This window comes from Streptomyces sp. NPDC051173, from assembly GCF_040689515.1.
Taxonomy (GTDB): Bacteria; Actinomycetota; Actinomycetes; order Streptomycetales; family Streptomycetaceae; genus Streptomyces.
Genome location: NZ_JBFBBD010000010.1, coordinates 94,125 through 113,541 on the forward strand (window position 1 = coordinate 94,125; position 19,417 = coordinate 113,541).

Annotated in this window: 17 protein-coding genes; 3 read left to right on the forward strand and 14 right to left on the reverse strand. The window is 72.9% G+C overall.

Annotated features, from left to right (window positions below):
- Window positions 1-73: 73 nt before the first annotated feature.
- From AB0435_RS09150 to AB0435_RS09175, 6 genes are all read right to left on the reverse strand, one after another.
- Window positions 74-3,193, reverse strand: a complete 3,120-nt coding sequence (locus AB0435_RS09150) for an alpha-N-acetylglucosaminidase TIM-barrel domain-containing protein (protein ID WP_366426547.1) — start codon at window positions 3,191-3,193, stop codon at window positions 74-76.
- 279 nt (window positions 3,194-3,472) lie between these two features.
- On the reverse strand, window positions 3,473-4,120 hold the full coding sequence (locus tag AB0435_RS09155) for a response regulator transcription factor (protein WP_366426566.1): 648 nt from the start codon (window positions 4,118-4,120) through the stop codon (window positions 3,473-3,475).
- Window positions 4,121-4,158: 38 nt separating this feature from the next.
- Window positions 4,159-5,436 carry a sensor domain-containing protein gene (locus AB0435_RS09160; RefSeq protein WP_366426548.1) on the reverse strand — a complete coding sequence of 426 codons (1,278 nt, stop codon included), beginning with the start codon at window positions 5,434-5,436 and terminating at the stop codon, window positions 4,159-4,161.
- Window positions 5,437-5,652: 216 nt separating this feature from the next.
- Window positions 5,653-6,219 carry a winged helix-turn-helix domain-containing protein gene (locus tag AB0435_RS09165; RefSeq protein WP_366006719.1) on the reverse strand — a complete coding sequence of 189 codons (567 nt, stop codon included), beginning with the start codon at window positions 6,217-6,219 and terminating at the stop codon, window positions 5,653-5,655.
- A gap of 588 nt (window positions 6,220-6,807) precedes the next feature.
- Window positions 6,808-7,782, reverse strand: coding sequence for a hypothetical protein (locus AB0435_RS09170; RefSeq protein WP_366006718.1), 975 nt, complete (start codon window positions 7,780-7,782; stop codon window positions 6,808-6,810).
- Window positions 7,783-7,983: 201 nt separating this feature from the next.
- Window positions 7,984-8,355 (reverse strand): arsenate reductase family protein, encoded by a 372-nt coding sequence (locus AB0435_RS09175; RefSeq protein ID WP_366006717.1) that lies wholly within the window; start codon window positions 8,353-8,355, stop codon window positions 7,984-7,986.
- A gap of 118 nt (window positions 8,356-8,473) precedes the next feature.
- Between AB0435_RS09175 and AB0435_RS09180 the strand changes: the two genes are divergently transcribed.
- Entirely contained in the window at window positions 8,474-8,743 is a 270-nt protein-coding gene (locus tag AB0435_RS09180) for a hypothetical protein (protein WP_366006716.1), read from the forward strand.
- A gap of 167 nt (window positions 8,744-8,910) precedes the next feature.
- On the opposite strand, the gene glnA is transcribed toward AB0435_RS09180, so the two are convergent.
- A complete protein-coding gene (gene glnA, locus AB0435_RS09185) occupies window positions 8,911-10,320 on the reverse strand; it encodes a type I glutamate--ammonia ligase (RefSeq protein WP_366006715.1) in 1,410 nt (469 codons plus the stop codon).
- A gap of 252 nt (window positions 10,321-10,572) precedes the next feature.
- Between glnA and AB0435_RS09190 the strand changes: the two genes are divergently transcribed.
- Window positions 10,573-11,040: an RDD family protein gene (locus AB0435_RS09190; RefSeq protein WP_366006714.1), complete on the forward strand. Its 468-nt coding sequence runs from the start codon at window positions 10,573-10,575 to the stop codon at window positions 11,038-11,040.
- Window positions 11,041-11,213: 173 nt separating this feature from the next.
- Here AB0435_RS09190 and AB0435_RS09195 read toward each other — a convergent pair whose 3' ends face one another.
- The 4 genes from AB0435_RS09195 to lipB all read right to left on the reverse strand — a co-directional run bounded on the left by AB0435_RS09195 (window position 11,214) and on the right by lipB (window position 14,279).
- Window positions 11,214-11,894, reverse strand: coding sequence for a DUF4191 domain-containing protein (locus AB0435_RS09195; protein WP_366006713.1), 681 nt, complete (start codon window positions 11,892-11,894; stop codon window positions 11,214-11,216).
- Window positions 11,895-11,904: 10 nt separating this feature from the next.
- Window positions 11,905-12,153 (reverse strand): hypothetical protein, encoded by a 249-nt coding sequence (locus tag AB0435_RS09200; protein ID WP_116211337.1) that lies wholly within the window; start codon window positions 12,151-12,153, stop codon window positions 11,905-11,907.
- Window positions 12,154-12,372: 219 nt separating this feature from the next.
- The gene (lipA, locus tag AB0435_RS09205; RefSeq protein WP_366006712.1) at window positions 12,373-13,335 is read right to left on the reverse strand and encodes a lipoyl synthase; all 963 of its coding nucleotides are present in this window, start codon (window positions 13,333-13,335) and stop codon (window positions 12,373-12,375) included.
- 161 nt (window positions 13,336-13,496) lie between these two features.
- Window positions 13,497-14,279 carry a lipoyl(octanoyl) transferase LipB gene (gene lipB, locus AB0435_RS09210; RefSeq protein WP_366426549.1) on the reverse strand — a complete coding sequence of 261 codons (783 nt, stop codon included), beginning with the start codon at window positions 14,277-14,279 and terminating at the stop codon, window positions 13,497-13,499.
- 309 nt (window positions 14,280-14,588) lie between these two features.
- Between lipB and AB0435_RS09215 the strand changes: the two genes are divergently transcribed.
- Complete coding sequence (locus AB0435_RS09215) at window positions 14,589-16,040, forward strand: regulator (protein ID WP_366006710.1); 1,452 nt, start codon at window positions 14,589-14,591, stop codon at window positions 16,038-16,040.
- Window positions 16,041-16,333: 293 nt separating this feature from the next.
- Here AB0435_RS09215 and AB0435_RS09220 read toward each other — a convergent pair whose 3' ends face one another.
- The 3 genes from AB0435_RS09220 to AB0435_RS09230 form a co-directional block, all read right to left on the reverse strand.
- Window positions 16,334-17,659, reverse strand: a complete 1,326-nt coding sequence (locus tag AB0435_RS09220; protein WP_366426550.1) for an NAD(P)/FAD-dependent oxidoreductase — start codon at window positions 17,657-17,659, stop codon at window positions 16,334-16,336.
- Between the two features lie 172 nt (window positions 17,660-17,831).
- Window positions 17,832-18,731 (reverse strand): TIGR01777 family oxidoreductase, encoded by a 900-nt coding sequence (locus tag AB0435_RS09225; protein ID WP_366006708.1) that lies wholly within the window; start codon window positions 18,729-18,731, stop codon window positions 17,832-17,834.
- Window positions 18,732-18,752: 21 nt separating this feature from the next.
- A complete protein-coding gene (locus AB0435_RS09230) occupies window positions 18,753-19,274 on the reverse strand; it encodes a DUF4240 domain-containing protein (RefSeq protein WP_366006721.1) in 522 nt (173 codons plus the stop codon).
- Window positions 19,275-19,417 lie beyond the last annotated feature (143 nt).

Sequence of the window (19,417 nt, forward strand, 5' to 3'; positions counted from 1 at the left end):
TGATCGTCCGAACGGGCCCGCTCCGGCCGGGTCCGGCGGAAACCGGGCCCGTCTTCGAGTGCCGGGCGTACGGTCAGCCGAGCCGCCACCCGCTGAATTCCGCCAGCCCGCGCGCGCCGCCGCCGTCGTTGCCCGCGGTCAGGAAGAGGCCCACGTCCTGCACCGGTGCCGCGTCCGGAACCCGTACCTCCGCGACCGTCCGCCACGACCCGCCCTCGTCCGTGGAGCACTCGCCCCGGAAGACCCCCGGGGCGATCCGCCCGAGCCTGAGCCACGCGGGTGCCCGCACCCCGGTGACGCGCCGGTAGGTGTCGAACGCGCCGGTGCCGCTCGCGTCGTACGACAGGACCACGCCCTGCCCCGGCGTCAGCGCGAGGTTCACCGCCCCCGGCGACCGCGCCGCCAGGTCGTCGCGCACGATGATGCCCGTACGCGCCCAACTGCCGGTGTCCGTCTGCGAGTCGACCCGTACCGTCGCGGTGCCGCCCGCCCGCAGCGCGCCCGCGCGGTAGAGCGCGCCGAACTGCTCGGTGCCCTTCCACAGGTCGTCGCCGGAGCCGTCGATCGCGAAGCGGTCGTCCTCCAACTGGCCGAAGACGGCGGCGTTCCCGCTGACCGTACGCCACCCGGCGGCGAGCGGACCCGCCAGGAACAGCACGTCGCTCCGTACGCTCCGCACCCGCGCCGCGCCCTGCGGGCCGTAGAGCGCGCCCGCCTCGTACGGCACCCGGCGCAGCGGGCGGTCGAGCGGCGCGGCGGGCGCGGTGACGCGCCAGCGGACCGTGCCCGTGCCGCCGGGCGGCAGGCCCGGCACCGAAGTGGGGCCCTGCGCCTCGGCCTTGAGGCCCGTCACGGCGAGGTCGACGCGGCCGGTGGCCCGCAGGCCGTTCACGTTGGTGAGGGCGACGGTGACCGTGGCGGTGCCGCCCGGCGGCACGGCGGCCGGGCTCACGGAGGTGGAGAGCGCGCCCTGGTACGGGGCGGCCGCCAGTGTGTCCCGTACGCGTACGGCCGTGCCGTAGGCGTCGCCCACCGGCCGCAGCGCGTACGCTGTCCTCGCCCGCGTCCACGGCTCCTCCACCGCGAACCAGTCGACGGCCCGCGGCGGCCGGCCCTCGCGCAGCGCGTCCTCCAGCTCCTCCAGCCAGCGCCGCCAGCGCGGCAGATAGAAGCCGCTCAGCAGGCCGTGCCAGTCGCGGTTGGCGTAGTCGTGCAGCTTGCCGCCGTCGGAAGTGGCCCGTCCGCCCCATATGGTCAGCAGCGCCCGGCCCGTGCGCACCAGCTCGTCCGCCTCCTGCGGCCCGGTGGCCATGGCCCGCGCGGCGGCGTCCCAGGGCCCGAGCAGGAACGCCCGGTGGGTGCCCGCGACGTCCTCCGCCAGGCCCATCAGCTTCAGCCACAGCGCGGCGAGCGCCCGGAAGGCGGGCAGGTCCCCGCGACCGTGGGCGGCCCGGAGCTCGGGGAGGAGCTGCCTGCTGCGGTGCGCGAGCGCCTGGCGGGCGACGTCGGCCAGGTCGTAGCGGTAGGTGTCGCGGCCGCGCAGGTCCGCGCCGACGGCCAGCAGGCCGGTGAGCGCCGCGTCGAAGCGGACCGGGTCGTACGACACGGCGTCCGGCGCGTACTCCCCGGCCCGGTCCGTGGCCAGGTCCGGGCGGGCGGCGAAGAGGCTGTCGTGCGGGTCGCTGCGCCCGGGCGCGTGCTGCCGGTACGCGGTGTCGCGCAGCGCCGCCCACGCGTCCCGGGCCGCGGCGTCCCGGCGGCCGTAGCGGAAGTCGGCGTACGCGCGGAACCACCGCTCCCGGTCCGGCACCTCCTCGTGCCACGCCAGCTCCGAGAAGTGCTCGAAGGCGGCCGGGTCGCGGTCGGCGGCCTCGGGCAGATACGCCGTCCCGGCCAGGGCGCTGCCGGGCTTGTCCCGCCACGCGAAGAACTTCGCCTCCCAGACGTCGGTCTTGGCGCCCAGCGTCGTGCGCCCGCCGAAGTTCGGGATGCTGCCGAAGGCGTACGGTGTGCCGCCCCAGTCCTTCTCCCGGTCGGTGATCCCCTCGAAGCGGTCGGAGATGCCGTCGACGATCAGCATCCGCTCGCGGTCGACGGCGTCGAGCAGCTCGGGGACCGGGTTGTTCTCCCAGCCGAGGATCACCCAGACCGCCTCCGGGTGCGCGGCGCGCAGCGCCTTCTCGACGCCGCGGGCGGCGGCCGCGACGGGGACGTCGCCCGCAGTGCCGCCCTCGTGCAGCAGGTCCATCTTGAAGTGCGCGGCCTCGCCGAACAGTTCACGCTGGTGGCGGTAGAAGGAGGCCGCGGTGCGGGCGAAGGCCCCGGTGCGCGGGTCGAGCCAGTCGGGGCGCTCGAAGCCGTGCCACACGCCCTGCGGGACGACGCGGGCGTCCGGGTTCCGCTCGGTGAAGCCGCCGGGCACGGCCCCGTAGTAGCCCGGCAGGACGGGGGACATGCCCAGCTCGCGCAGCCGGTCGCAGATCCGCCTGCCCAGCGCGGCGCGCCCGGCGATCAGCGCGGGGGAGAGGGGGCCGCCGTACCCGCTCAGGTTCTGCAGCAGCCACCACGGCTGGTGGGAGGGGGCGGGCAGCCAGGCGCGCGCCTCGGCGTCGCTGTAGCCGCTGTCCAGCAGGACGCGGTGGTGGACCGCCTCGTGCCCGGCGATCACCAGCACCTCGTTGCAGCCGTGCAGGGCGAGGATGTCGATCATCCGCTCCCAGTAGGGCCAGTCGGCGTACGGGAAGGTGTAGCCGTCGTTGGTGTCGTTGAGCGCGAAGCGGTGCGGGAGCGCGGTGGAGCGCCGCAGCGGGGCGCTCGGCGCGGGGAGGGCGGCCGGGAGGTCGAGATGGCGCGCGCTCCAGGTGATGTGGGCCCCGCACACGTACTTGAGGTACCAGTGCACACCGGTCAGCAGCACCGCCGGGCTCGTGCCCGCCACCTCGATCCGGCCGGCCGTGCCGGTCACCTCGAAGCGCTCCCGGCCCGACGGCAACGGGGCCAGCGTGAACTGCCGCGCGTGGGCGGCCAGCAGGCGCTCCAGCGCGGCACGGGCGGGGGCGGGGTCGAAGGGGGCGGGGAGCCGGGGGGCGGAGGCGGCCGCGGGGGAGCTGGTGCCGAGTGCGGCTCCCGCGCCGATCGCTCCGACGGCCCCCAGCACCGCGCGTCTGGACGGTGGCGTCGGCAGCTCGGTCATGGCGCTCCCCACTGTGCGGTACGCGACAACGCGCGCGTGCGAGGCGCACGCTAGCGGGGGCCATCAGGGGGAGCAATGGGGGCTGACGCCCCCTTCGATTGCGCGGTGGGCGGGTCCCCTGTCCGGGGCCCGGTCCCGCCCGGCGCCCTGTCGCCGGGTCCCCCCAGCGGCGGGCCGGACGGGCTTGATCCTGGCCGGGGCCGGGTCCGGCCGTGAGCCGGCAGGCCGAGGACCGCGGTCCGTACCGCTCCGGGCGCGGCGGGCGGTTCCGGGTGGCGGTCAGCCGCGGTCCAGATACGCCAGGACCGCCAGCACCCGGCGGTTGTCGTCGTCGGACGGTGGAAGGCCGAGCTTGGCGAAGATGTTCGACGTGTGCTTCGTGACCGCCCGCTCCGTGATGTGCAGCTGCGCGGCGATCGCGGCGTTCGACCGTCCCTGGGCCATCAGCTCGATCACCTCCCGCTCGCGCGGCGTCAGCCGACCCATCGGCGTGTCCCGCGACCGCCGCGTCAGCAGCTGCGAGATCACCTGCGGATCCATCGCGGTGCCGCCCGCCGCGACCCTCCGTACGGCGTCGACGAACTGGGCCGCGTCGAACACCCGGTCCTTCAGCAGATACCCGATGCCCCCGCTGCCGTCGGCGAGCAGCTCCCGCGCGTACAGCTGCTCCACGTGCTGGGACAGCACCAGCACCGGCAGTCCCGGGGTCTCCCGGCGGGCCGCCAGGGCGCACTGCAGACCCTCGTCCGTGAACGAGGGCGGCAGCCGTACGTCCACGACCGCGACGTCGGGCTTCAGCTCGGCGAGCGCCCGGCCGAGCTCGGGGCCGCTCTCCACCGCTGCGGCGATCTCGAAGCCGAACGCCTCCAGCATCCGGACCAGCCCGTCCCGCAGCAGGAACAGGTCTTCGGCGAGCACGACGCGCAAGGGGTTCTCCATGTTCTCCATGGGATGGTGACGGGGTGTCAGCGGAGGACGCAGGGGATCTCCATCGTGACCATCGTGGGCCCGCCCACCGGGCTGCTCACGGCCAGGACGCCGTCGAAGGCGCCGAGGCGGCGCTCGATACCGAGGAGGCCGGTGCCGCCCGCCTCGCCCCGTCCGCCGGAGGACGGCGCCGCGCCGCCGCGGCCGTTGTCGGTGACGGAGATCCGCAGCGCCCCCTCGGCGTGGCGCACGTCGAGCCACACCCGCTGGGCGCGGGAGTGCTTGGCGGCGTTGGTGAGCACCTCGCTGACCGCGAAGTACGCGGCCGACTCGACCGGTTCCTCGGCCCGCCCCGGCAGCTGGACGTCCGTCTCCACGGGCAGCGGCATCCGCAGGGCGAGAGCGCGCAGGGCGTCACCGAGGCCGCGCTCGGCGAGCACGGGCGGGTGGATGCCGCGGACGAGGTCGCGCAGCTCGGCGAGGGCCTCGGCGGAGTCGGCGCGGGCCGTGGCGATCAGCCGCTTGGCCTGGGCGGGGTCCTGCTCGATCAGCGCCTCGATCGTGCCCAGGCTCATGCCCATCGCCACCAGCCGGGCCTGCGCGCCGTCGTGCAGGTCGCGCTCGATGCGGCGCAGTTCGGCGGCGGAGCTGTCCACCGCGTCGTGCCGGGTCTCGGTGAGGTGCTCGACGCGCAGGGCGAGCTCGCGCTCCGCAGTGGGCCGCAGCAGGACCTCGGCGAGCCGGAAGTGCGCGCGCAGGAGGTACTGGTTGACGAACACCCCGAGCACGCCGAACCCGAACCCGGTCACCGCCGCGAGGTTGGCCGTGAACTGGTCGCTGACGGGCACGAACGCGAACCACTGCACGTCATTGACCCGGACGATCGGCTTCCACACCCCGAGGGCCAGGACCAGCCCCCAGAACACGTAGACGATCAGCGTCGCGGGCAGCACGGCCAGCACCGCGCCCCCCGACAGGTCCACGAACAGCCACTGGATGTCACGCCACGTCGCCTTGTCCTTGAGCAGGGCCAGGCAGTGCTCCACCTGACCGGCGAACCCGGCGCGCCGCTCGGGCAGCCGCCGGTACGGCGCGGGGATGCTCACCCCCGACCACACGTCGGCCTGGCGGCGGCGCAGGTTCGCGTACGACCGCACGGCCGACAGGACGACCGGGGTGGTGAAGAAGCCGATGCCCAGCGGTATCAGCACCAGGGACACCAGCGTGAACGAGTAGAGCAGGGTCGACACCACCAGCCCGACGACCGTCAGCCACAGCCCGCGCGCCGCGGCCAGCAGTGCGTTGGCGATCTTCATGCCGGTGTCCCCCATGTGCGTCGTTCCGGGACCGCGGCTCGGCCCGGGACCGACTCTAGTCTCTGCTCGCACACGCGGTCGGTCACTGGGGTGACCACCCCGGCCATGGTGTACCTAACCCCCCTGACCTCGGAAGACGCCATTTCGGGGGCGGCGCGCGGAGCGCGCCGGGAGCCTCGCGCGAGGGCGCGGGGGAGCCCGGCGCGGCCGCCCGGATCAGAAGCCGGCGGGGGGCGCGTACTTGTAGCCCACGCGCCGCACCGTCACGATCGAGGCGCGGTGCTCGGCCCCCATCTTGCGGCGGAGCCGGGCGACATGGACGTCGACCGTACGGCCGTCGCCCACGTGACCGTAACCCCACACCGTGGTCACCAACTGGTCGCGCGTGTGCACCCGGTGGGGGTGCGCGACGAGGTGGGCGAGGAGCTCGAACTCCAGATAGGTCAGGTCCAGCGGCTTGCCCGCGACACGGGCGATCCGCTGCTCCGGGTCGATGCTCACCAGCGCGTCCCCCCGGTCGCCGGGCGCCGGGGTCGCGGGGGCGGGCTGCTCGGCCGGCACGAGCACGAGGTAGCCGATCATCGGCGGCTGGCCGGGGAGGGTGGGCACGGCGTGCTGCGGGGCGGGCATCCAGGTCGCCGCGCCGGAGTGCAGCAACTCGGCGACCGGGGGCACCTCGTCCGGGGCGACGGCCCGCAGTCGGTGCCGGTGCGCCCCATGGGCGGCGGCGCGGGTGCCCGAGGACGCCGGGGCGGACGCGGCGAGGGTACGGAGGTTCGTCATGGAGAGCTCAGCTCTTTCGCGCGGGAGACCGTCGGGGGACGTGCGTGTGCGCGGGGCCGTTGGCCGGGACCAGGTGTCCGGCGGCTGACTTCGACGTGGGGTCAGCGAGGGGAGTGGGCCTGCGCGGAAGTCGCGCGGCAACACACTCGGTCGAAGTCGTGGTGCTGGCGGGAAGGCCAGAAGGGCTCGAGGTCGCTGCGACCCGTCGCGGTGTTCTGGAAGCTGGCCATGCGCCTATTGAAGCATGCCGCGGGGCGGGAGAGCAGGGGTTACCGGGGGTTGCTACGTTCTCCGGGCGCGGGGGCGTGCCCCAGCCCCGGGCTGTCCTGCTGTTGCCGCCTGCGGCGGGCTGTTCCCCTACCCGCCCCTTCCCGAACTGGGGGCAAGCCCCCAGACCCCCGAACCGCTCGCTGGCCACGGTCCGCACCATCCAGCCCGTTGGGGGCACCTCCCAGCGGTAGCTGGGGGAGTTTGAGGACAACGCGCGAAGCGTGTTGCGGGGTCTGGGGCGCAGCCCCAGTTTCGGGAAGGGGCGGGTAGGGGAAAAAGCCCGCCGCACCCGCCAACAAGCCACAAACAAAGCGCAGGTCAGCGCTCCGCGCAAACGCGCCGCCGCCAGTCCAGCCCGTCGAGGGATATCGACCGCTCCGGATCACCGTCCCACGACGCCGACAGACCCGCTTCCGCGAGCGCGGCCACGACCTCCCGGCCCACCTCCGCCACGGCCTCCCCGTCCCCGGACGCGTGCGTCCCGTACGACAGCCACATCCCCTGCCCCGCCACCGCGGCCCTCGTGTCCTCGTAGTGGAAGAAGACGAATCCGTGGTCCCCCTCCGCCGCCTCCCCGCCGATCTCCGCGAACCCGCACCGCGAGCAGCAGGTGAAGTGCATGCGGGCCGTGATCCCGGCCGAATCCAGCGCCGCGAAGGCCGCCGCGACCCGGTCGGCGTCCGTCACCTCGGGCCAGTCGGCCTGCTCGGCCAGCCGCTCGCGCCACAGCCTGCCGACGATCCGCCGCGCGGTGGCCACGGGAAGCGGCGTGGCGCCGTCCGCGTAGAAGTGGTCGGAGACCTCGTCCGCTATCTCCTCGGCCGGGTCGAAGCCGCACCGGATCAGCAGCCGGGCCTGCTCCTCGGCCTCCTTCAGCAGCCGGGGCCCGAGCTCGGCCTCCAGCTCCGCCACGGGCACGTCCGCGAAGTCCGCCCCGAGGCCGGTGCCGGGCTCCTCCGCGTCCAGCTCGACCCGCTCCCAGGCATACCCCTCCGACCAGCCCTCCGTGCCGTGCGCCCACGCCACGAAGACGGCCGCGACCTCGTCCGCGCTCGCCATCCGCACCCCGAAGTGCCGCTCGGCCGAGCCCTCGCGGTACTCCACCTCGTACGGCCCGTCGCCCTCGTGCCACGTCTGGAGATAGTGGTCGCCCCCGCTCTCGTCGGCCGTGCGCTCGGCCACCACGAACCGGTCACCGTCCGCGCCCAGCCGGCCGATCAGGCGGGCCAGCTCCTCGGCGCCGATCTCCGAACGGACCTCTCCTGACTCGGTGTTCACGGTGATGGGCAGCATGGTTCCCCCCTCGCTCCGGGGACCGCTCGCGATCAGCGGCCCGCTTGGAGGAATCCTGTCACCCCCCACTGACAATCCGGCGACGGCGGGGTGCCGGATCGTCAGCGAGGGGTGTACTCCACGGCGCGGACTGCTTCTCGACCACCGTGTTCCGCCAGTTGCCCGGCGTCCGACACGGATACCGCGCGGCCGCGTCCGCCGTCAGGCCGTCGTCGACCTGGACAGCGCTTCCCGTACCGCCTCGTCCGTGCGGCCCACCACCGCGGACCCGTCGTCCGCCGTGATGATCGGCCGCTGGATCAGCTTCGGGTGCTCCGCGAGTGCCGCGATCCAGCGGTCCCGCGACTCCGCGTCCCGCGGCCAGTCCTTCACCCCGAGCTCCTTGGCCTCCGCTTCCCGCGTCCGCGTGATGTCCCACGGCTCCAGCCCGAGCCGGCCGAGCACGGCGCCGATCTCCTCGGCGCCCGGCACGTCCTCCAGATAGCGGCGGACGGTGTAATCGGCCCCTTCCGCGTCGAGCAGCGACAGCGCGCCACGGCACTTCGAACAGGCGGGATTGATCCAGATCTCCATGCCGGACACCGTACCGCGAGAGTCCTCAAGTGCCGTCTGACCTGGGCCGATTGTCAGTGCCCCGCAGTAAAATAGGAGGTGTTGAGCGAGGGCTCACACACGCGTCAGGAGGATGTCGATGGCCGTAGCCGCACCACCTCACCCGAACCTGCCCAGTCTCCCGACCCTGCCGAAGAAGCGCCTGCCCGCCGAGCAGCCCCGCGAGTGGTACGAGACCCACAACCGCCGCCTGAAGGCCATGCGCCTGGCGATCGCCCTGCTCCACTCGGGCGTCTACACCCCGGACCGCGCCGACAACCGCCGCATCCGCGTCGCCGCCACGCAGATAGGCGTCCACACCCCTTCGGACACGACGTGCGCTCTGGTGCGCACGCTCATCGCCGGCTGAGGGCCGGCCGCTGGTCCCCCGGCCTTCCGGGGCGAGGGGACCAGTGGCCACGTCAAATCCGTTGCTACGAGACCGCGGAACACCTGCGCACATCCGCGCCGGGCAGAACGAGGGCCGCCGTCTCCCGGAAGGAGACGGCGGCCCTCGCGCCTGACGGAAACCGCGATTTAGATGTCGAAGTACATCTCGAACTCGTGCGGGTGCGGCCGCAGCTGGATCGGGGCGATTTCCTGGGTGCGCTTGTAGTCGATCCAGGTCTCGATCAGGTCGGACGTGAAGACGCCGCCCGCCTGGAGGTATTCGTTGTCGGCCTCGAGGGCCTCCAGGACCGCCGGGAGGGAGGTGGGGACCTGGGGGACGCCCGCGTGCTCGTCGGGGGCGAGCTCGTAGAGGTCCTTGTCGATCGGCTCGGCCGGCTCGATCTTGTTCTTGACGCCGTCGAGGCCGGCCAGGAGGAGGGCCGAGAAGGCGAGGTAGGGGTTCGAGGACGGGTCCGGGGCGCGGAACTCGACGCGCTTGGCCTTCGGGTTGGAGCCCGTGATCGGGATGCGCATCGCGGCGGAGCGGTTGCGCTGCGAGTAGACCAGGTTGACCGGGGCCTCGAAGCCGGGGACCAGGCGGTGGTAGGAGTTCACCGTCGGGTTGGTGAAGGCCAGCAGCGACGGGGCGTGCTTGAGGATGCCGCCGATGTAGTAGCGGGCGGTGTCCGAGAGGCCCGCGTAGCCCTGCTCGTCGTAGAAGAGCGGCTCGCCGCCGCTCCACAGCGACTGGTGGACGTGCATGCCCGAGCCGTTGTCACCGAAGATCGGCTTCGGCATGAAGGTCGCGGTCTTGCCGTTGCGCCAGGCGACGTTCTTCACGATGTACTTGAAGAGCATCAGGTCGTCGGCCGCGGCGAGCAGCGTGTTGAACTTGTAGTTGATCTCCGCCTGGCCGGCCGTGCCGACCTCGTGGTGCTGGCGCTCGACCTGCAGGCCGGACGCCTCCAGCTCCAGGGAGATCTCGGCGCGCAGGTCGGCGAAGTGGTCGACCGGCGGGGCCGGGAAATAGCCGCCCTTGTAACGGACCTTGTAGCCGCGGTTGTCGCCCTCCGCACCGGTGTTCCAGGCGCCGGCCTCGGAGTCGATGTGGTAGAAGGACTGGTTCGCGCTGGTCTCGAAGCGGACGCTGTCGAAGACGTAGAACTCCGCCTCCGGGCCGAAGTACGCGGTGTCCGCGATGCCGGTGGAGGCGAGGTAGGCCTCGGCCTTCTTGGCGATGTTGCGCGGGTCGCGGCTGTACTGCTCGCCGGTGATCGGGTCGTGGATGAAGAAGTTGATGTTGAGCGTCTTGTCCCGGCGGAAGGGGTCGACGCGCGCCGTCGACAGGTCCGCGCGGAGCGCCATGTCGGACTCGTGGATGGCCTGGAACCCGCGGATCGAGGAGCCGTCGAAGGCGAGCTCCTCGGCCGGGTCGAACGCCGCCGCCGGGATCGTGAAGTGCTGCATCACGCCAGGCAGGTCGCAGAAGCGGACATCGACGAACTTGACGTCCTCGTCCTTGATGAACTTCTTGGCGTCGTCGCCGTTCTGGAACATCCAACTCCTCCTAGCCCGGCCGCGAGCGGTCGGGGTTGCTTCGGTGGCGCGGCCCATATGCGGTTGGGGCACGTTCATATGCGGGTCCATATGCAGCGCCGCGCTGACGCCGACCCTAGAGAGACGGGATTTCCCAAGCATGACCCATTTGTTTCGCCGAGGTTAACCGGAACGCGCCGAGAAGCAGGGTCGAAACGGCGAATACCGGACCCGGACGGAAGCGAACGTATGCGGTCGCAGTACCGTTGTCGGGTGGACAACAGGCAAGCAATGGGCTCATGGCTCTCCGGACCGCGCGCGGCCGCCGAGGAGATGGGCGTCGACTTCGGTTACCGCGGGGAGCGCCTCGGACTGCCGGAGAGCGGGCCGGGCTCGATCGCACGGCCCGGGCGGCGCATCGCGGCGATCTTCATCGACTGGGCGCTGTGCATGCTCGTCGCCTACGCCTTCCTGGCGGGCGGCAAGGCCCAGCAGGCGGGCAACTGGGCGCTGCTGATCTTCTTCGTACTCAGTGTGCTCACTGTCGGTACGATCGGCTGCACCCCTGGCAAGCGGCTGCTCGGGCTGCGTGTGATCAGCGAGAGCGGCGGCCGGCTCACGCTGCCGCGGGTCCTGCTGCGCAGCGTGCTCCTGGCCATCGGCATCCCGGCGATCATCTGGGACCGCGACGGCCGCGGCCTGCACGACCGGCTCGCCCGCGCCGTCCAGGTCCGCATCTGAGCGCCGGGAAACCCTGAGCGCCGAACTCTGAGCGCCGGGGAACGAAGCCGGCGTAAGGCGGAGGAAGCCGCGTAAGACAGGCCGCGTAAGACAGAGAGAAGACAGAGAGGCGGGGCGGAACCGAGAGGTTCCGCCCCGCCTTCGTCGCTGTGGTGCCGGGGTGCGTGGGGGCCTCAGCGGCCCTTCGGCATCCGTGTGCCCTTCGGCATCGGCCCCTTCGGGATGGGCATGTTGCTGAGCAGGTCGCCGAGCGCCCGCAGGCGGTCGTTGACGACCGTCACCTGGGCGCCGGGCAGGACGCGGGGCAGCTTGAGCAGCGTCGTGCGCAGCTTCTTGATGGGCACCTGGCCCTCGCCGTCGCCCACCACGATGTCGTGCACCGGGACGTCCGCCACGATGCGCGCCATGCGCTTCTTCTCGGCCGCCAGCAGGCCCTTGACCCGGTTGTGGTTGCCCTCGCCGACGAGCACGATGCCCGCCTTGCCCACCGCGCGGTGCACGACGTCCTGGTTGCGGTTCATCGCGACCGCAGGCGTCGTGGTCCAGCCACGGCCGACGTTTTCCAGGACCGCGGCAGCGGCGCCCGGCTGGCCTTCGAGCTGCCCGAAGGCGGCGTGCTCGGCCCGGCGTCCGAAGACGATCGCCATCGCGAGGAAAGCCAGCAGGAAGCCCAGGATGCCCAGGTAGACCGGGTGGCCGATCCAGAAGCCGATGGCGAGGAGCGCACCGAAGGTGACGATGCCCACAGCCGCGACGACAAGACCGACCTTCGAGTCGACCTTCTTGGTCATCTTGTAGGTCAGGGCGATCTGCTTCAGTCGCCCGGGGTTCTCGGATGTTTCCTTCCTCGCCATAAGGCGAAGTTTACGTGGCCTGCGGACCTGGGGCGGCCACGGCCTCCAGCAGGTGCTGCGCCTCGCGCCGGGCCTTGGCCCGGCGGCGGTCCTCCAGCACCGCGGTCCAGGCGTTCCGGCGGGCGGTGCGCTGACCACCGCGCATCAGCAGGCCCTCCAGAGCACGCAGGGCCCCCGTGACGGACGGGGGCCTCACGGAGAGGGTCGCGGGCAGTGCGGAGGGCGGAGCGGAAGAGGCGCGTACCGGCGCGGCCTGCATGTCATGGTCCCCTCGAGAGCGGAATGGGATGACTGAGCAGCGGGGGGCTGGCGGTGCGGGTGCGGGAGCACTGCTGCGGTGCGTGCCCCCATCGTCACTGAACGGTGTTACCAATAGGTGACCGGTTGGTCAAACACCTATGAAACGTTGACGCGGCCGATACCGTGCCCACTTTCGGGTGGGTGGCATCGGCCGCGTCGGGACGTACGGGCGGGTCGCTCAGACCGCCTGCGTGGCGGCGGCCGCGCGCCGGTCCATCGCCTGCTGGAAGAGCCGGCCCGCGCGGTACGAGGAGCGGACCAGCGGCCCGGACATCACGCCGGAGTAGCCGATCGCGTCGGCCTCGTCCTTGAGCTCCACGAACTCCTGTGGCTTCACCCAGCGCTCGACGGGGTGGTGGCGCGGGGTGGGGCGCAGATACTGCGTGATGGTGATCAGCTCGCAGCCCGCCTCGTGCAGGTCGCGCAGCGCCTCGCTGACCTCCTCGCGGGTCTCGCCCATGCCCAGGATGAGGTTGGACTTGGTCACCAGACCGGCCTCACGCGCCTTGGTGATGACCTCGAGGGAGCGCTCGTAACGGAAGCCGGGGCGGATGCGCTTGAAGATGCGCGGCACCGTCTCGACGTTGTGCGCGAGCACCTCGGGGCGGGCGGAGAAGACCTCGGCCAGCTGCTCGGGCACGGCGTTGAAGTCGGGGATCAGCAGCTCGACCTTGGTGTGGCCGCCCTCGCGCTCCGCCGTCATCGCGTGGATCTGCCGGACCGTCTCCGCGTAGAGCCAGGCGCCGCCGTCCTCCAGGTCGTCGCGCGCGACGCCGGTGATGGTGGCGTAGTTGAGGTCCATCGTGACCACGGACTCGCCCACGCGGCGCGGCTCGTCGAGGTCCAGCGCCTGCGGCTTGCCCGTGTCGATCTGGCAGAAGTCACAGCGCCGGGTGCACTGGTCGCCACCGATGAGGAAGGTCGCCTCGCGATCCTCCCAGCATTCGTAGATGTTCGGACAGCCGGCCTCCTGGCACACGGTGTGCAGGCCCTCGCTCTTCACGAGGTTCTGCATCTTGGTGTACTCGGGGCCCATCTTCGCCCGGGTCTTGATCCACTCGGGCTTGCGCTCGATGGGGGTCTGGGCGTTCCGGACCTCCAAGCGCAGCATCTTGCGTCCGTCGGGTGCGACAGCGGACACGTCCGGCTCCCTATGGCTTCGATTCTTCGGCGGACACCAGGGTACGCCCGTTAATTCGTACGTGTTTACGCGTATGGGGTGCGCGTGTGGGTTATGGGTGGGACAACCCATGGCCGGTGGGGGCCATTCCCCGGGTCTGCCGGGGTGTCCCGGGGTAACCGCTAGACGGCCCTCGGCAGGGGCTCCGCCGACTCCAGGACCTCTCGCAGCCGCTTCTCCACCACGGGCACCACCTCGCTCACGGGCACCCGGCGTCCCAGCTCGTTGGAGAGCGAGGTCACTCCCGCGTCCCGGATGCCACAGGGCACGATCCGGTCGAACCAGGTGTTGTCGGGGTCACAGTTCAGCGCGAAGCCGTGCATGGTCACGCCCTTGGCGATCCGGATGCCGATCGCCGCGATCTTGCGGTCCTCGCCGCGCTGACCGGCGTTCGAGGGGGCGTACTCCGGGCCGTTGAGCCGCGGGTCGAACTCCTCGTCCGCGAGCCGCGGGTCGAAGTCCAGCTCCAGCCCGCCCGCCGCCGGGGCGTCCTCCCGGGCGTCGCCCAGCACCCATACGCCGCTGCGGCCCTCGACCCGGGTCGTCTCCAGGCCGAAGTCCGCGCAGGCGCGGATGAGCGCCTCCTCCAGGCGGCGCACGTGCGCGATGACGTCCACCGGGCGCGGCAGCTTGAGGATCGGATAGCCGACGAGCTGACCCGGGCCGTGCCAGGTGATCTTCCCGCCCCGGTCGACGTCGACGACGGGGGTGCCATCCAGGGGGCGCTCGCTGTCCTCCGTGCGCCGTCCCGCGGTGTAGACCGCCGGGTGCTCCAACAGCAGACAGGTGTCCGGGACCTCGTCCGCGAACCTGGCCGCGTGCACCCGCCGCTGCTCCTGCCACGCCTCCTGGTACTCGACGGCGTCCGCCCCGAAGCCCAGGTGGACAAAGCGCAGCTCACTCACGGCAGCTCCTCTTCGAACCTTTTCGAACCTTGCAGTGCACCGTGGGTGCCGCCCGCGCGTCTCACGCCGTCTCACGCGATTCCGCACGCTGTCACTCACGCCCTTGCCACTGTACGGCGGGCCGCCGACAGCGCCGCAGGCGGCCGGTCGGCCCCACCCGGCCCCCATGGGGCCCCGGGGCGCCTTCCATGCGTATTTGATCTGTCCTCACACGATCGGATGAATGCGGGGCGAAGGCGGCGATCGGGGCGTTGCGCGGCCGCTAAGTTCGCGCCGTTCCACAACGCGATCAGGGAGACCGGCAGGCTGATGACGGAACGACCCCCGCAGCGCATCCCCAATCGCCAGCTCGCCGCATTGATCGCGGAGGCCGGCTTCTCCAACGCAGGGCTGGCTCGGCGCGTCGATCAGTTAGGGCTTGAGCACGGCCTCGACCTCCGCTACGACAAGACCTCGGTCACCCGGTGGCTGCGCGGCCAGCAGCCGCGCGGCACGACACCGGCGCTGATCGCCGAGGTCTTCACCCGGCGGCTCGGCCGACGGCTGTCCGCACAGGATCTCGGGCTGGACGCGTGTGCGCCGGTGTACGCCGGGCTGGAATTCGCCGCTTCGCCGGAAGAGGCCATTGACATCGTCAGCGGCCTGTGGCGGAAGGACTCCGGCAGCCACACCGAGCTCCGGAAGATCGCCTTCACCCCGGCGGGGCTGGTGGTGCCGAGCCGGGACTGGCTGATCGGCCGGGCCGACGAGCGCGTGGCCCGCGGCGCGGCCCCCGTGCCCGTCACGGACGGCGCCGCCCGGGTGCCCGCGCAGTCCCGTGGCCTGCCGCCGCGCCAGCGGCACGCCGAGCGCGGGCCCGGCGGCCGGGTCTCGATGGGCGACATCGCGGCGCTGCGGTCGGTGGGCGAGCTCTTCCGGACGCTCGACCACGCGTACGGCGGCGGGCACGCCCGGCAGGCCCTGGTGCGCTATCTGGAGCACGAGGCCGAGCCGATGCTCCGCGGCACCTACGGCGAGGCGGCCGGGCGGCGGCTCTTCGGCGCCGTCGCCGACCTCACCCGGCTCGCCGGGTGGACGTCGTACGACATCGCCGCCCACGGCCTCGCGCAGCGCTATTTCGTGCAGGCGCTGCGGCTCGCCCAGGCGGCGGGGGACCGGCCCTACGGCAGCTATGTGCTCGTGACCATGAGCAGACAGGCGGTCTATCTCGGGCACGGCCGGGAGGCGGTGCAGCTGGCCCGGGTCGCCCAGCAGGGCGTGGGCTCGGGGGCGCCGTCCGTGGTGCAGTCGCTGCTGCACGCGGTCGAGGCCCGTGGGCACGGCGTGCTCGGTGAGGTGCGGGCCTGCTCGGCGTCGCTCGCGCGGGCCGAGCGGGCGCTGGAGAGCGCGCGGCCCGGCGACGAAGTGCCGTACTGGGCACGCTTCTTCGACGAGGCGCAGCTGGCGGACGAGTTCGGGCACTGTCACCGCGACCTCCAGCAGTACCGGGCCGCGGCACAGCACGCGGAGCGGTCCCTGCAACTGCGCAGCGCGGCGTACGCCCGTAGCCGCCTCTTCTGCCGCGTGGTGCTGGCCACGGCGCGGCTGGGGCTGGGCGAGCTGGAGCAGGCGTGCGCGCTGGGCGCGGAGGCGGCGGCGCAGGCGTCCGAGATGCGGTCGGTGCGGGCGCTGGAGTACGTCCGGGACTTCGAGCGGCGGCTGGAGCCGTACCGGGACGCGGCCGCCGTCCGTGCCTACCGGGAGAAGGTGGCTCTGCTTTAGCGCTTCCGCGCGGGCAGGTATGGGGTCCGGGGGTGCCCCCCCGGGCCCTCTCTCGCTTTCCGGGGCTGCGCCCCGGGCGCATGCTTCCTCGGGCTTCACCCGGGCCCTGTTGCGCCCACCGGGGCGGTGCGTGAGCCCCGTTGGCGGCTGCCGGCCCGCCGTAGCTGGTCGCGCCCACGCGGCGGAGCCGCTCATGGTCACAGCCCCGCGCCCCTGACGGGGTGCCCTGGTCCGGCGGGGCCGCTCATAGGCACAGCCCCGCGCCGCCGGCGAGGCGACCCGACCCCGAGCCCCTACGCTGCCTGCAATTCATCGGCGTCCTGCGGCGCGCGGATGCCCAGGTCCCTCAGGACCGCCAGCGCCGCCCGGCGGCCCGAGAAGAGGGCGCCCTGGACGGTGCTGGTGTCGCGGTGGTCGCCGCAGACGTAGAGGCCGGACAGCAGGCGGACCGGGCGGCGTACGTCGTGCGGGGCCGGCATGGCCGGGACGGCGTCCGCGTCGTGGTGGGCGGCCAGCAGCTGCCATTCGGTGGTGGACGTGCCGTAGACGCGCGCGAGTTGGGCGCGTGCCGCGCGGTCCAGCTCGGCGGTGGGCAGCCCGGCCGCGGCGCCGAGCACCGTCGAGGTGATCAGGGCCCGGCCCGCGGGCGCCCGGGTGGGGTCGACCTCGCTGGCCACCATGGTGTGCGCGACCGGCCCGCGGCGCCCTCCCGCGATGATCAGCGACGCCTCGCGCAGCGGTGAGTCGGCGGTGGTGTGATGCAGCACCGTCACCGGGTGGAACCCCGGCATCCGCAGGCCCGGGATCAGTTCCGCCGCCGCCCGGGCCCCCGTGGCGACGACCACCGACCGGCAGCGGAACTCGCCGTGCCCGGCCGTGCCGACGGAGGTGGTGCAGGCGGCCTCGGCGCGCACGCCCGTACGGACCATGCCGGGCGGCAGCAGAGCGGCGAGCAGCTCGGGCACGGTGTCCGCGCCGCCCTCGGGCAGGCACAGGCGGCCGCGGGCGTAGCCGCGCAGCACCAGGTCGGCGCAGCGGCTGGACGTCGTGAGGTCCGGGTCGCAGAGCAGGGACGCCAGCAGGGGGCGCAGGAAGCCCTCGACCGTGCGGGACGGCAGGCCGCGCCCCGCGAGGGTGTCGGCGGTGGGCCGGTCCGGGCGGGCGAGCACCCGGTGGGCGGGCAGGGCGGCCAGCCGGGCCAGGGCGGTGCCGAGCCGGGCCTGGTCGAGGCCGCCGACGCGGGAGGCGCGGGCGGCCGTCGCGAAGGCGCGGGCCGTGGTGAACGCGCGCTTGCTGTGGCCCGGTTCACCCGTGCGCTGGTTGCGCCCGTCGGCGTGGACCAGGACCCCGGGGGCGAAGGGGCGCAGGGTGAGCGCGTCCAGGCCCGGGGTGCGGAGCAGTTCGGGGAAGGCGGTGTTGAGCAGCTGTGCCGTGCGGTCCAGCCGGAAGCCGTCGACCTGGCCGGTCGTCATCCGTCCGCCGACGTAAGGGGCGGCCTCCAGGACGGTGACCGTTACCCCGGCGGCGGTGAGCCGGTGCGCCGCGGAGAGCCCGGCGAGGCCGGCCCCCACGATGACGACGTCGGCGTCGTGTGCGGTGTCGCGTGCGCTGCTGAGCACGTGCCCTCCTGGGGTCGGTCCGCTCGCTCTGGGGCCTGATGCCCTCAACGGGCAGCGGCAATGCGCGATTTGCCTCGACCGTAGAGAGAAATTCGGTCAACAACAGTCGCGCACGGACAGAGCACGGTCGCACGGTGGTCGCACGTTCCGGAGGGCCGCGCCGGGGCCGTGTTCAGCGTGTGTCGGCCAGCGCCGCGCGTACGGCGCTCTCCACGTCCGGGAAGGCGAACGAGAAGCCGGAGTCCAGCAGCCGCCGCGGCAGTACGCGCTGGCTCGTGAGCACGTCACCGGCCATCTCGCCCAGCGCCAGCCTGAGCGCGGGCGCGGGCGCGGTGCACAGCGTCGGCCGGTGCAGCACGCGCCCCATGACCGCGGTCACCTCGCGGTTGGTGACCGGTATCGGCGCCGTGAGGTTCACGGGCCCGGACAGGCTCTCGGTGTCCAGGAGATGGCGCAGGGCGGCGACGTGGTCGTGCAGCGCGATGAAGCTCCAGAACTGGCTGCCGCTGCCCAGCCGCCCGCCGAGGCCGCACCGGAAGAGCGGGAAGAGCTTGGCCCAGGCGCCGCCGTAGCGGGACACGACGAGCCCGGTGCGCGCGAAGACGGTGCGCACGCCCGCCTCGGCCGCCGCCCCGGCCGCCTCCTCCCACTCCTGGCAGAGGTCGGCGAGGAAGCCGTGGCCGGGCGGGGTGCTCTCGTCGACCCGCCGGTCGCCCGTGTCGCCGTAGACGCCGATCGCGCTGCCGCTGACCAGCACGCGCGGCGGGGTGTCGAGGGAGGCGAGGGCCTCGGCGAGGGCGGCGGTGCCCAGCACGCGGCTGTCGCGGATCTTCTTCTTGTAGGCCGCGGTCCAGCGGTGGTCGCCGATGCCGGCCCCCGCCAGGTGCACCACGCCCTCGCACCCGGCGAGCCCGTCGGTGTCCACCCACTGCCGCTCGGGGTCCCACTCCACTTCGGCCGCGGACCGCGGCGGGCGGCGCACGAGGCGCACGGCCTGATGGCCGTCCTCGGTGAGGGAGCGTACGAGTGCCCTGCCGATGAGACCGGTCGAGCCGGTGATCGCGATCCGCATGTACCCATCCTGTCGGGTGGCTCACTGCTCCCTGAAGCGGGACCACAGTCTGGGGAAGCGTTCCGCCAGGACGGACTCGTCCTCCAGGTCGAAAGGCGTGCCCAGGGGTTCGCGCGGCGGGGCGGGCAGCGCGAGGTCCGGTGTCTCGGCGCCGGTCAGCTGTTCGTACGCCTCGTCGGCCGCGTAGCCCAGATCCTCCCCGTCGCCGTCCACCTCGTCGTCGAAGTCCTCCAGGAGCTCCGCGAGGTGGTCGGGGTCGTGTATGCCGCCCTCGAAGACCTCCCGGCCCTGGCCGATGAGCCAGCAGCGGAAGAAGTCGAAGGCGTCGTCACTGGCGCCGTTCAGCAGGACGGACGCCGCGCCCCACAGGTCCCACAGATAGGACCTGTTGTAGCGCGCCTCGAAGTGCCGGGCGAAGTCCACCACGTCGTCGGGGTCGAGCTGCATCAGCCGCTCGACCAGCAGATCGGCCTGGTCCTCGGCGTCGCCCTCGGCGGCCTCGCGCGTGGCGTCGATCAGTTCCCAGAACTCCGTCTCGTCCATCACGGCACCAGCATCGGGCCAACCACCGGGCGTCGCACGCGGAGCGGACCGGATGCGGCCGTGTCGTTACCGGCGCGTCGCCCGAAGGGGATCTCGCGATTCCCGACAGAAGGTGTCCGGATTGGGTGGCAGGGTCCCCCGTG